Origin of the sequence: Labilibaculum manganireducens, from assembly GCF_002843385.1 — a bacterium.
Taxonomy (GTDB): Bacteria; Bacteroidota; Bacteroidia; order Bacteroidales; family Marinifilaceae; genus Labilibaculum; species Labilibaculum manganireducens.
This window is the reverse complement of sequence record NZ_MVDE01000009.1, coordinates 71,907-86,070: the sequence shown is the minus strand read 5'-3', so window position 1 is coordinate 86,070 and position 14,164 is coordinate 71,907. Positions and strand designations below refer to the sequence as shown.

Genomic DNA, 14,164 nt, shown 5'->3' with positions numbered 1-14,164 from the left:
TATTATCCTATTATAACCGTTACTTTATGAGTTCCTGATTTTAAAATTGGAATTATGTTGCCATTCACTGGTGCTCCATCAATTTCCATTGATTTTACTCCTTTGTTTTTCCCATCAGGATTCAAGATCTTAATTTCATAACTTACTCCACGAAATTGACGGGTTATGGTGTATTCTTTCCATTTTTTAGGAATACAAGGATCAATTCTTAATCCATCGTAATCTGGTTGAATACCTAAAATGTATTGAGAGATGGCATAGAAATTCCACGATGCAGTTCCAGTCAGCCAGCTGTTTTTTCCTTCGCCTGGTTTAAAAGCATCTTTCCCGGCTACCATTTGGCAGTACACGTAGGGTTCAACTTTGTGTAATTCACTGATTTCTTCTAAGTAAGAAGGACAGATTTTACGGAAATAATCCCAAGCTTGATCGCCTCTTCCTAAAAGGGCTTCACCAATGATTATCCATGGATTGTTGTGACAGAAAATACCTGCGTTTTCTTTGTATCCGGCAGGATAGGTAGAGATTTCACCATACTCAATTTTGTATTCGGTGAAGGCTGGATTATTTAAAACAATTCCGTAAGGCGTATCCATTCGTTCCTTAACACTGTCAAGAGCCTTTTCCATCAAGCCTTCCTCACGGCCAATTTCGGCCATGGTGCACCAACCTTGCGATTCAATGAAAATTTTACCTTCTTTGTTTTCTTCTGATCCCACTTTTTTACCGTAGTAATCATATGCTCTCAAGAACCATTCACCATCCCATGCATGATCCTTAATTGTTTGAGTCATTGCCTCAACATGCTTGGTGGCTTTGTCGGCCTCTTCGGTATTACCAATTCGATTGCAAAGTTTTATGAATTCTTTCCCATAAACCACGAACAATCCTGCAATCATAACAGATTCAGCAGTTCGTCCTTTTTTATTCCCTGTTGTTTGGAATGATTCGTTTGGATTTGTTGAGAAGCAGTTCAGGTTCAAACAATCATTCCAATCGGCACGACCGATTAAAGGCAGTTGATGAGGTCCTAAATTATTGATGACGTGATTGAATGATACTTTTAAATGATGGAATAAAGATTGTGCTTTCGATTCATCATTATCAAAAGGAACCATTTCATCCAGAATACTGAAATCACCAGTTTCTTTGATGTAACATGTTACAGATAAGATTAACCATAGCGGATCATCATTAAAATCGCCGCCTAAGGCATGATTTCCCATTTTTGTTAATGGTTGGTATTGGTGATAACATCCGCCGTCCTCAAATTGGGTGGCCGCTATGTCTAAAATTCGTTGTCGTGCTTCGGCAGGTATCTGATGAACAAAACCAATGATATCCTGATTGGAATCACGGAATCCCATGCCTCGGCCAATTCCACTTTCGAAGAAACTTGCACTTCGCGACATGTTAAAGGTGACCATGCATTGGTATTGATTCCAGATGCTAACCATTCTGTTTAGCTCGGTTTCTTTACTTTTTAAATTGAATTTGTCAAGAAGTTTGGACCAATAACTTTCTAAATCTGCGAAAGCAGCATTTACTTTTGCGGTAGTGTCAAATTGAGCCATCATGGCTTTGGCTTTCGCCTTATTGATGATTCCTTTTGAACTCCATTTTTCTTCGTCTTTGTTTTCTACGTAACCTAAAATGAAAACAAATTCCTTTTCTTCACCTGGCTGCAATTCAACTTCGATGTAATGCGATGCAACTGGCGACCATCCATGAGCAACACTGTTTCCAGCTTTGCCATTTTCGATTGCCTGCGGTTTGTCGAATCCGTTGTGCATACCAATAAAGCTTTCTCGATCGGTATCAAAACCGTTAATTTCAGAATTTACCGAAAAGAATGCATAATGATTTCTGCGCTCTTTGTATTCTGTTTTGTGATAAAGAGCAGAACCTTCTATTTCCACTTCACCTGTCGACAGGTTGCGCTGAAAGTTGGTCATGTCATCTTCAGCATTCCACAAACACCATTCAGCAAATGAGAATAGTTTTACTTTTTTTGCTTTGTCTGTTTCATTTTTAAGTCTCAAAAGATGCACTTCTCCCATGTAGTCGAGTGGGATGAAGCAAAGTAAATTTGAAGCAAGTCCATTTTTACTACTTAAAAAACGGGTATAACTAAGTCCGTGACGGCATTCATATTTATCCAGTTCTGTTTGAGTTGGTTTAAAGCCTGGGTTCCATGTGCACTCCTCATCTTTTATATAGTAATAACGTCCGCCCATGTCTACAGGAACGTTATTGTAACGATATCTCGTTAATCTTCGAAATTTCGCGTCTTTATAAAAAGTATATCCTCCTGCTGTGTTTGATATTAACCCAAAAAAATCTTTATTCCCAAGGTAATTAATCCAAGGGAACGGAGTTTTTGGTGAGGTAATAACATACTCCTTGTTGGCATCATCAAAGAAACCGTACTTCATAATACTAAAATTAAATTGTTTACTCTTTTAGGTGTTGTTGGTACCTAATTATACTTATATATTCTATTTTTTTTCTCTTGTTCTTCTGTCTGTAAGTTCCAGAGTTATTTCATTCATTTTCGTTTGATTCAATGGATATATTGTCATGAAAACTGCACCTAAAATGGCAATGATCGCGGGTACCCAACTCATCAGCATTGTAATTCCTGGAATTGCTCCCTGAATGGCTGAATAATCTTGCCCGTTGTAATGAAAAGTAGCCAAAATAAAACCGATTATTGCACCTGCTATACCACCACCAAATTTGGTGGCAAACGAACCTGCGGAATAAATTAATCCGGTAGCGCGCCGGCCATTTTTAAATTCGGAATAATCGGCAGCATCCCCAAGCATGGCAAAGAATAAGGTTGGGAATATTGCGGCAGCAAATTCAGAAATAATACCTAAGGCAAAAATTGCGCTTATATCGCCCGGGCCGCAAAATATGATTGATGCATTCACTACTCCTGAGAAAATTAGTGCGTAGATGAACAGCTTTTTCTTTCCTAATTTCTTGCTTAAGGGTGCAGTAATCATTGCGCCAGCAATAGAAGCAAACATTAATGCAACCATAAAAGAAGCAGCTAAAATCTGATTGTGTAAATAATGAGTGAAATAAATTACTACGATTCCCTGCTTAATTGAATTGTAGATGCTGAATAACAATCCGATTGTTAATAAGACTACCCAAGGTTTGTTATTGATTAAATCTTTTAAATCTCTCCAAAGATCGCTTTGCTGCTCTTTAGGGGGGTGAACTCTTTCTGTGGTAGTCCAAAAGGTGATAAACATGAAAAGAGCTAAAAAAGCCGACATCAGATAAATGGAATAGCTATAACCACTTTTCTGATCGATCACAATTATTTTGTCTTTGTTTAGGTTCTTTTCACCTGAAACGATAAATGAATATGGCTTGTTGGCTTCCATTGAGAAACTCTTTCCTGTAGTAGGAGAATTAGTTGAATTGTTATTGTTTTCCCAAATAAAGTTTGCAATGCCATCTTTTGTTTTAATGTTTACATTTTCTACATCGGAAGGAGCAGAGACAGTCACCTGAAATCTATCGGAAGCCAACTCGCTTACACTAACCGTTGGATTGATATTTCCAAAATGTGCAACCAAATAGAGTAAAGCTCCTTGTACGAGCATTCCGCCGGCAAAAGCACCTACCATTCTGTACGATCCTATACTAGTTCTCTCTTTGTCGTCACCTGTCATTACCGCCATTAATGCGCCGTAGGGAATATTGTTGGCGGTATAAACTAATGTGAAAATAATATAAGTTGTATAGGCATATATTATTTTGCCTGTAGGACCTAGATTTGGAGCAGTGAAAAGAAGGGAAAGAATTACGCCTAATGGTATTGCTGTAAACAATATCCAAGGTCGAAATTTACCATACTTCGTATTTGTTCTATCGCCGGCAATTCCCATTAGAACATCACTAATGCCATCTGAAAAACGAGCAATTAACATTAGTAAACCTACAGCAGCTGGATTTATCCCAAAAACATCAGTGTAGAATATGAATAGAAAAGTTGCTACACCTCTCCAGGCTATATTAGCAGCGCCATCGCCAAGAGCGTAGCCAAGTTTTTCTTTAAAAGATATTTTAGTTGAATCTGACATTTTTATTTTTTAGACTGTGAAATCAAATAATTCCTTTTTTGTTTTTTCATAAACCTCTCTGCTAAATACATAAAGGCGTGCGGGTTTATGAGCAACTCCTGTTTGTTTTTCATCCGTAGGAATCAAATATTTCATGCGGGCAATTTTTTTTCTGAAATTTCTCTTGTCCAACTCAGTGCTTAATATCACCTCGTATATGTTTTGTAGTTGTGTCAGACTAAATTTTTCAGGAAGCAATTCAAAGCCGATTGGTTCTTGCTTAATTTTATTTCGTAATGCAATTAAAGCTTCCTCCAGAATTTGATTGTGATCGAATGCCAGTTCTCCAACTTCTGATACAGGAACCCATTTCACGTTTCTGCCTTTCCACTCTAAGGTAATATTCTGTGTTGCCAGAAGGGCAAAATATCCAATTGATACAATTCTTTTATCAGGGTCTCTGCCATCGTGAATTAACCATCTTCTGTCATTCTCTTTTTTTAATCTGTCGGGATGCGCAAATGTTTTAAATTGATCAAGGAATACATTTTTTAAACCTGTTAAGTCAAATAAAACACGATAAGCTGCCTGCTCAATAGTTTCATCTTCATAGATGTGATTTCCTGTTAATGTTAAATCAGTAAACTCGGGCTGTCCTGTGGAATTATTAGTAAGTGTTCTATCTACAAGTAAAACTTGTAGTTCTTGTCCATTGTATCCGAATATTACGCAATCTACAGATATGTAATCGTTAAGTGGTCTGCTTGGCATCTTTATAGTTGAGGTTTGTATCTTATTTTTTTAATTAAGTGTTAAAGTAACACTAACTATATTTAATGCTAATGTAAATCCTTTTTTAGAAAAATCAAAAAATGATTTATGTCTTTTTCGAAATCGTATGCGGAGTAGGTTGTATAAAGTACACTAAGCTAGGCTGTTTTTCGGGATTTCAGGATGTTGATTCTCTTTTATAGAAAATGTTATTTATAATAATTATAAATAAAATTAATCTGAAATTGAGGAGGAAGGAATTGACGTGGAAAATCATGCATAGTTAATAACTGTGCATTAGGATGAAGTTGAGGAGGTGTGGTGTAGATTAAATGAGATTTTAGATGTGTCTTTAGTCAGTCATATAAAAACAGCAAAGAGGGTGTCCAAAAAGGAATATTTTGTATTGGATTGTCATGTTGAGCGATTCCGATGGCTATCGGGACGAAACATCTGTTTTTCAAAGGGAAAGATTCTTCGACAGGCTCAGAATGACAATAGAACAATACTTTTTGGACACCCTCTTTGCTGAAGTGTGTTATCTTTTTTTTGAAATTCTATTGAGAATTTCTTCATATTCTTTGAATCTATGTTCTCGAACAGGCCTTATTTTTGGTTCTGTTGAAAAATAAAGTAACAAACAAGGAGTAATGTTTTTGTATTTCTCAACGTATTCGTAACGTATCAATTCATTGTTATTAATCCGTTGTTTAATCTTGTTATGATAGGGATACATTATTTCAAATTTAAACCATTTAAATCCACCGGCAAAAATGAGAAACCGATGAATAGTAAAAATAAAATTTATTTTTTCATTATTGAACTGTAGTTAGCTGGTTATTTTTGTTGAAACATTTATTGATTGCATCCAACAGTGTTTTTTTACCTACCGGTTTTGAAAGATAGAGGTCGCAGCCGGTGGATAATATTTTTTCCCGATCACCAGACATTGCATATGCTGTTTGTGCAATAATTGGAAGTTCCGGTTTTATATTTTTTATTTGTTTTGTCGCTTCATACCCATTCATTACAGGCATATTGATATCCATTAACAGTAAATCAATTTTTTCTATCGTTTTGCAATAATTGACTGCCTCCCTGCCATTTTTAGCATGAACGCATTTGGCGCCTTCTCTGCCAAGTATTTCTACCAAATATGAATAACTTGAAGCGTCATCTTCGGCAATAAGAATCGTTTTTCCTTTCAGACTAAGTTTTTGCTGACAAGTGCTATTGGTATTGATGTGTTTTGTATCGTCCACATAAATGGGAATCGTAAAAAAGAAGGAAGCACCTTTTCCTATTTCAGATTCAACCCATATTTCACCACCTAATAAATTAATTAATCGTTTGCATATAGTTAATCCTAAGCCGGTTCCGCCATATATTCTGGTTTTAGATTCATCGACTTGTCTAAATACCTCGAAAATTAGTTCCTGCTTATCAGGAGGAATACCAATTCCAGAATCAATAACAAAAAATTTCAGCATTGGAATTTGATTCTGGATAGATTCATGGCAGCCAAATTCAACGCTTCCCCAATGTGTAAATTTTAATGCATTTTTTAACAGATTAAGTAAAACCTGTTTGATTCTATTTTGATCTGAATTTAGAATCGGATTTATGTTTCCAAAGTCAGCATACATTTTAAGTTCTATTTCTTCTTTCCCCAAAATTAGCTGCTCATTTTTAATGATGAACTGTACTTCATCTAACATGGATTGGATTGAAAATAATTCACTCTCAATTCTGATATCGCCTGTTTCTATTAAAGAGATATCAAAAAGATCTTCGATAAGAGCTAATAAATTATTACCACTTTTGTTTATTATGTCATTAAAACTGAGAATATCCTCCATGCTTGAATTCTCATTAATAAGTTCTGAAAATCCTATTACAGCATTCAAAGGAGTTCTCAATTCATGCGACATACTTGCTAAAAAAGTCGATTTTATCCGGTCACTTTTTTCAGCATCTTCCTTGGCTGTAATTAAAGCTTCGGTAAGGTTTTTTCTTTGTGTAATATCTTCTATCATAGCTAAATGGCATGAGTCCCCTTTGACCTGTACATCGACTTTCGCAACGGTTAAAGTGATCCATACGTAATCTCCGTTAGGCCTTGTCAGCCTTTTTTCCAATGTAAAATCGGTAATTTCTCCTGTATTTAGCAATTTCATTTGATCCAGGTCTTGCTGTATATCATCAGAATGCGTTATCGATTGCCAATTGATTTTTTTTAAATGCTCTTTGGAGTATCCCGTGATTTCGCAATATTTGGAATTCATTTGAAGAAATTGGCCGTCAGCAGAATTGATCAGGGCAATGCCTAAAGGAGCTCCTTCAAAAATCTTTTGAAATTTTTCTTCGCTTTCTTTTCTCAATTTATCCTCCGCATCTTTAATACGAAGCATAGCATTCAATTGAGGAATTAATTCTTCTTCCTCAATTGGTTTGGAAAGGAATGCATCTGCTCCTATTTCTAATCCTTTAATTCTGCTTTTTTTATCGTCGCGCATGGCTGTAACCAGAATTATGGGAATGTGTTTGGTTTTTGCTTCTTGTTTTAATTTTTCAGAGGTTTCAAACCCATCCATTCCTGGCATAATAATGTCTAAAAGAATGGTGTCGGGTCGTTCTTTTATTGCTGTTTCGATTCCTTCTGAACCCGATTGGCAAGTTAAAATTGTACAGGTAGGATAGTACCTTTTAATTATTGTCTTATAAACCAATAAATTATCGTTATTGTCGTCAATTGCTAGAATTTTTCTCATAGAATTAAATAAAGAATTTTTCAATTTTTGATAGAATTTCCAAATGCCCAACCGGCTTTGTTTCATAAGCGTCGCAATCTGCTTGCAGTATTGCTTCTTTGTCTTCGGTCATTGCCATTGCAGTCAATGCAATAACTGGAATGTGTTGTATTTTTATATCAGACTTAATTTATCTTACTGCTTCAATAATGTCTATGTTTTAAGGAAAAACAGATACTTTCCCCGAGCATAGAAAAAATATTTGTGTAAAATAAAAACTTCGGAAATGCTACTAAAAATATTCATTATAACGCAAATAATCAATATAAATAGATTCTATCTTGTTAAATAAAATATTTATATGTGATGAATGAAAAAGAGAGATGGTAAGTGCTGACGATTTTAGAATAATCCCTTTAAAATTGGGTATTTATCTTGAGAAAGATAAGTTGGAAATAAGTACCTTTGATTTTATTCATTACATTATTCTATAAAGACAAAATAAAAGCGCGTATGATAAATGAAACTGTAAAAGTTCATGATAAATTTTCTGTAGAGATTAAATTGGGCTATGAGCCTCGTAAAGATCGAAAGGTGAGTGAGTTTTCTATAAAAACCTGGCTTTTTATACCCAGTGGTTTGGATATTAATTCGTCAACTTATACAAAAGAGGACTTTTACAATGACTTTAATTCGAACATTCGTCTGATTACACCGACCTATTTATTAAGGGATATTTCTTTAGGCGATCATTCAGTTTTCCAGTATCTGGAGGAAGCCTTTCATAAGCTGGCTGATGAATCTAATTCTAAAAATGAGGCCAATTATGAGTACCATATTCGAATGTTTCATATTATTACCAGATCGGCGCTTCGAAGGGAAATTCAGCATATTCTTCAAAACGAATTGCCTGAAGATCGACAGTACCTTATTGATGAATACATTTCGAATGTTCGGAAAATTGGACGACATTACCGCGATTTGCGTAGAATTGTGAATGTGCCAACAATTCAAAAGGAAATGTTCGATTACTATTTGTTCGGCGATGAGTTCATGAGCAATCAGTTTGAGCAGCATTCCTACTATTTGCATCGGGGACTGCAGAAAATGCACCATTCCGATTTTGAGCTGAGCAAAGATGAGATTCTACGCTTAGTTAGGGAAGAAGTAGCCTACAAAAGAAGCAAGGGATACTTGGTAGTTGAAGACAAGGCACATGATAAGAATCGTTGGCTGGTGCATCGAAGAGGTGCCTTTAATAAATATTTTGAAGGTCAGTTGCTGCTCAACTCCCGTAAGAAAAAGGAGGGGGTTTTGGCCATGCAGGTATTGTACAGTCTGGCTGCAGGTTTGGCTATGATTTTTGGAGCAGCACTTACCTTTCTTTTTCAGAAAAGCTTAGGAACTTTTACCATGCCTTTGTTTGTGGCTCTGGTGATTATTTATATGCTTAAAGATAGAATTAAGGATCTTAGCCGGCTTTATTTGGTGGGGAAGATTAACAAACGCTTTTTCGATCATAAAACCGTTATTCGCGTAAAAGGAAATGAGGAAATTGGTTGGTGCAAGGAGAGTTTTGACTTTGTTCGTGAAGATACTGTTCCTTTGCGGGTGATGAAACACCGCGACCGGTCTAGAATTGTTGATGTTGAAAGTCGTGGAGTTGGAGAGAAAATTATTTTTTATCGCAAACTGCTTCGTTTGGATAGGATGGCATTGGATAATTCGTATGGAGATTACAACATTACAGGAGTAGTTGATATTATTCGATTTAATGTATCGAAGTTTATTCAGAAAATGGATAATCCTGAAATACCGCTTTACTATTTAAAAGACGATGATTTTGAAAAAATATCCGGAGAGAAGGTATACTTCGTTAATATGATATTCCGCTTTAAACTCGACAATCAAACCAGTTACCGCCGTTACCGGATTATTTTTAACCGGCGGGGGATAAAAAAAGTAGAGAAAGTATAAGAAGCTATAAATTGAGAAGAGGCTGTATCAGTATATGATGCAGCCTCTTTTTTTTTGAATATCCTCAAATTATTTTTAGTTGGAGATTGTGTTTTTTTAGCGCTTGTTTTGGTAGTGTTATTAAGTATTTAGGATCAGAACTTTATAATACAGAATACATCTATACGGCAAGTACTTTGCAATACTAGGTAATTTATTTATATTTGCCATGTGGAAATCAGTAATTGTTGTTTGACTGAAATAAAAACAGAAAGAGTCTTATAAAAGGTTAGGAATAACAGCTTTTATTGAGATGTATACAATTGAGTATAGGAAGATGTTAAAAAAATAGAATTCATCATGAACAAGAATATATCCAAAGAGTACGATGTAATAATCATTGGAGGAGGAGCTACCGGCGCAGGAACAGCGCGAGATTGTGCGATGCGCGGGCTAAGTGTTTTGCTTGTTGAACGTCATGATTTTGCTGCCGGGGCTACCGGACGGAATCATGGTTTGCTGCATAGTGGTGCACGATATGCTGTGACCGATCATGAATCAGCTGCAGAATGTATTAAGGAGAATATGATTCTGCGTCGTATTGCGAATCATTGCGTGGAAGAAAATGATGGATTGTTTATTACTCTGCCGGAAGATGATATCTCTTTTCAGTCTCAATTTGTAGATGCCTGTAAAACTGCGGGTATTGGAACTGAGATTATTGATCCAGATTTCGCTCGTCACATTGAGCCTTCTGTTAATCCAAATTTAATTGGAGCAGTTAAGGTGCCAGACGGATCTGTGGATCCTTTCCGTCTGACAATGTCGAATGCTTTGGATGCCAGAATTCATGGAGCAGTTCTTTTAACACAACATGAGGTGACTGGTGTTGTTAAAGAGCAGAATCGGGTGACTGGTGTTGAATTGTTCAATCATGAAATAAAAGAAAAAGTAAAATATTACGGGAAAATAATAGTGAATGCCGGGGGAATTTGGGGGCACCATATTGCTAATTTGGCCGGTGTCAGTATCAATATGTTTCCTGCAAAAGGTTCCTTACTTATTTTTGGACACCGCGTTAATAAAATGGTGTTGAACAGATGCAGAAAGCCAGCTAATGCTGATATTCTGGTACCTGGAGATACAATTTGTCTGATTGGAACTACTTCGGAACGTATTCCTTATGACCAAATTGATAATATGTTTGTATCCAGAAAAGATGTGGATGTTTTGATACGTGAGGGGGTGAAACTTTCTCCGGCATTGGCAGCTACTCGTATTTTACGTGCTTATGCAGGTGTACGTCCTTTGGTTGCTGCAGACAATGATCCAAGCGGACGAAGCATTAGCCGCGGAATTGTACTTCTGGATCATCAGGAGCGGGACGGGCTTTCAGGTTTTATCACGATTACTGGCGGCAAGCTGATGACATACCGTTTGATGGCTGAAGAAGCTACTGATTTAATCTGTAAAAAGCTTTCTGTTGATAAGCAGTGTGAAACAGCCGAAAAATCATTGCCAGGAGCTGAAAAGAGTGAGCATCCACTAAGTATTGCTACGGAAAAAGTTTATACAGGGGCTAATATCTCTCAAAAGTCAGCGAAGGATCGTCATGGTACACTTGCGAAGAATATTTCGAATGGAGACAACTACGAAGATTCATTGGTTTGTGAGTGCGAGGGAGTGTCGATTGCCGAAGTGAAATATGCGGTTAATGAATTGCATGTTAATGATTTGATCGATTTACGTCGCCGTACACGTGTAGGTATGGGCACATGTCAGGGAGAATTGTGTGCCTGCCGTGCGGCGGGTCTCCTTTGCGAATCTTCCGAAAAATCAGGCAAGGCAAAAGATGATTTGGCTAATTTTCTTCAGGAACGATGGAAAGGAATGCTGCCAATTACCTGGGGAGAGGGAATCAATGAGATTCAGTTTACTTCCTGGATTTACGAAGGCATTTATGGTTTGAAACCAGATAACAATTAAGCAGGGATTAGTATGAAATTCGATAACATTATTATAGGAGGTGGGTTGAGTGGACTCACTTGTGGAATTAAATTGGCAGAGCAAGGAAAAAAATGTGCAATAGTTTCATCGGGACAGAGTGCCATCCATTTTTTTTCCGGTTCGTTCGATTTGCTTGGAAAGATGGATGGACAAGATGTAAAAAATCCGCTGGAAGCGATAAAAATATTGCCCGATACGCATCCATACCAACGTGTTGGGATTGAAAATATATCCCGGTTGGTAGTTGAAGCTCCCCGGTTATTGGATCGTGCCGGCTTAAATTTTTTTGGCAAGGCAGACGAGAATCATTTTGTGTTAACCCCAATGGGAATTATGAAACCGACGTGGTTGACTATTGATGATTTTACCCGTTTCGAACAAAATGATGCATTTCCCTGGAAAAAAGCAGTCATCCTAAATTTCAGTGGATTCCTCGATTTCCACACTTTATTTGTTCAGGACGGACTGAAGAAATACGGCGTGGATACGCAAATTAAGAACTTTGCCATGAAGGAATTTGAAGCAATCCGCCGTAATCCGAGTGAAATGAGATCTACAAATATTGCGAAGGTATTTGATAGTGGAGATGCTCTTGACGAATTTGCTCAAAAGGTAAATCAGCTTAGTGAAGGTTTTGAAGTAGTCCTTTTGCCGGCAGTATTCGGGTTGTTTACTAAAAATGTTGCTTTAAATCTTAAAGCAAAGGTAAATAAACCAGTGGTACTCCTTCCGGCCATACCACCATCAGTTCCTGGTATCCGAAGTCAGATATTGCTTCGTAAACGATTCGAAGAATTAGGTGGGACTTATTTTTTGGGTGATAATGTGGAAGAAGGTACTTTCAAAAACAACCGACTGGTTGCTGTTCAAACCAATAATCATGGAGATATTAAACTGGAAGCTGATCAATTTGTTTTGGCCAGCGGAAGCTTCTACAGTAAAGGTATTGTGGCGACGCGTGAGAAGTTATACGAGCCTATTTTGGGGCTTGATATTGATGGAGATACCGATAGTGAAAAATGGCTCGATGAGAAGTTCTTTAACGATCAGCCGTATATGCATTATGGGGTTAAAACCGACAGTGGCTTTCGTGCATTAAAAAACGGGAAACCAATTGAGAATTTATTTGTGGCAGGTTCTGTGCTTGGAGGGGCTAATGCTCTTAAAGAAGGCAGTGGAGCAGGCATCAGTTTATTGACTTCGCTGCATGTAGCTGAGCAAATTTTAAAATAACAGGACGATGAAAAAGGAAATGTTTGAACCATTCAATAGCAGCGATAATAATTTTGAACAGTGTGTGAAGTGTACGATTTGTACTGTTTATTGTCCTGTTCTGGAAGTGAATCCGGATTATCCGGGACCAAAGCAGTCAGGCCCAGATGGAGAAAGGTTACGCTTGAAGGATCAAAATTTTTACGATGAATCATTAAAGTTGTGCCTCAACTGCAAGCGTTGCGAGGTAGCTTGCCCGCACGGAGTGAAAATTGGAGATATTATTCAGCTGGCGCGGATCAAATACAGTAAGAAAAAGCCGAAAGTCAGGGATATGATTCTTGCAAATACTGATATTGTAGGTACTATGGCGAGTACGTTTGCACCTATTGTGAATCCTATTGTTGCTCTAAAGCCTGTTCGGCTTATGATGGATGGTGTGCTGAAAATAGATCATCACCGTATATTCCCTGAATATGCAGGGATGAGGTTCGAAACCTGGTACCGCAGATATGCTGCATCAAAGCAAACTGATTTTAAAAAACATGTCAGCTACTTTCATGGCTGTTATGTAAATTATAATTTCCCTAAGCAAGGCAAAGACCTGATTAAAATTATGAATGCAGCAGGTTATGGTGTTCATCTTCTCGAAAAGGAAAAATGTTGTGGGGTAGCTTTGATTTCTAATGGTCTTATTAAACAAGCCACAAAACAAGCACGTCACAATGTGGAAGCCTTTAAAAAATCGATCGTAGACAAGAATATGCCGGTAATATCCACATCCTCAACCTGCATATTCACCATTCGCGATGAGTATCCGCATTTACTGGGGGTGAAGAACGACGAAATTCGCAACGAAAGCGAGCTGGCTACCCGCTTCCTGTTCCGTTTAATCGATTCAGGAAAGCTTAAATTGGTTTTTAAGAAGGATTACAGGAAACGTATAGCTTACCATACTCCTTGTCACATGGAGAAGCTTGGTTGGTCTGTTTATTCCACCGCCTTACTTAAAATGATTCCGGGAATTGATTTTGTATCGCTTGAATCGCGGTGTTGCGGCATTGCGGGGACTTATGGCTTCAAAAAAGAAAATTACAAAACGTCGCAGGGAGTAGGGAAACCGCTCTTCGATCAGATAGAGAGCTCAGATATCGATTTTGTAGCTACCGATTGTGAAACCTGTAAGTGGCAAATTGAGATGTCGACCACAAAAAAGGTAGAACATCCTATTTCTATTCTTGCCGAAGCATTGGATGTGGAAGCAACTGTAAAATTATGGCAAAAGTAAATTGATGAGAATCATGAGAAGGGTGGCTTAACAGAGTGCCCGGTTTTTATAAATGTTAGGGTGTAATGCCGCAATTATTGGATGATAAAATTCTTTGT

At 37.3% G+C, this 14,164-nt stretch carries 8 protein-coding genes; 4 read left to right on the top strand and 4 right to left on the bottom strand.

Going from position 1 to position 14,164, the window contains the following annotated elements; translation table 11 throughout:
* Window positions 1–2 precede the first annotated feature (2 nt).
* The 4 genes from BZG01_RS07905 to BZG01_RS07885 form a co-directional block, all read right to left on the bottom strand.
* Entirely contained in the window at window positions 3–2,435 is a 2,433-nt protein-coding gene (locus BZG01_RS07905; protein WP_101309288.1) for a glycoside hydrolase family 94 protein, read from the bottom strand.
* A gap of 63 nt (window positions 2,436–2,498) precedes the next feature.
* The gene (locus BZG01_RS07900) at window positions 2,499–4,103 is read right to left on the bottom strand and encodes an MFS transporter (RefSeq protein WP_101309287.1); all 1,605 of its coding nucleotides are present in this window, start codon (window positions 4,101–4,103) and stop codon (window positions 2,499–2,501) included.
* A 9-nt stretch (window positions 4,104–4,112) separates the two neighbouring features.
* Window positions 4,113–4,853 carry an NUDIX hydrolase gene (locus tag BZG01_RS07895; RefSeq protein WP_101309286.1) on the bottom strand — a complete coding sequence of 247 codons (741 nt, stop codon included), beginning with the start codon at window positions 4,851–4,853 and terminating at the stop codon, window positions 4,113–4,115.
* An 815-nt stretch (window positions 4,854–5,668) separates the two neighbouring features.
* Window positions 5,669–7,624: a response regulator gene (locus tag BZG01_RS07885; RefSeq protein WP_180327256.1), complete on the bottom strand. Its 1,956-nt coding sequence runs from the start codon at window positions 7,622–7,624 to the stop codon at window positions 5,669–5,671.
* A 492-nt stretch (window positions 7,625–8,116) separates the two neighbouring features.
* On the opposite strand from BZG01_RS07885, the gene BZG01_RS07880 reads away from it, so the two are divergent.
* From BZG01_RS07880 to glpC, 4 genes are all read left to right on the top strand, one after another.
* Complete coding sequence (locus BZG01_RS07880; RefSeq protein ID WP_101309283.1) at window positions 8,117–9,580, top strand: hypothetical protein; 1,464 nt, start codon at window positions 8,117–8,119, stop codon at window positions 9,578–9,580.
* A gap of 339 nt (window positions 9,581–9,919) precedes the next feature.
* Complete coding sequence (gene glpA / locus BZG01_RS07875) at window positions 9,920–11,545, top strand: anaerobic glycerol-3-phosphate dehydrogenase subunit A (protein WP_101309282.1); 1,626 nt, start codon at window positions 9,920–9,922, stop codon at window positions 11,543–11,545.
* A 12-nt stretch (window positions 11,546–11,557) separates the two neighbouring features.
* Window positions 11,558–12,799 carry a glycerol-3-phosphate dehydrogenase subunit GlpB gene (gene glpB / locus BZG01_RS07870; RefSeq protein WP_101309281.1) on the top strand — a complete coding sequence of 414 codons (1,242 nt, stop codon included), beginning with the start codon at window positions 11,558–11,560 and terminating at the stop codon, window positions 12,797–12,799.
* A gap of 7 nt (window positions 12,800–12,806) precedes the next feature.
* The gene (glpC, locus tag BZG01_RS07865) at window positions 12,807–14,066 is read left to right on the top strand and encodes an anaerobic glycerol-3-phosphate dehydrogenase subunit GlpC (protein WP_218973049.1); all 1,260 of its coding nucleotides are present in this window, start codon (window positions 12,807–12,809) and stop codon (window positions 14,064–14,066) included.
* Window positions 14,067–14,164 lie beyond the last annotated feature (98 nt).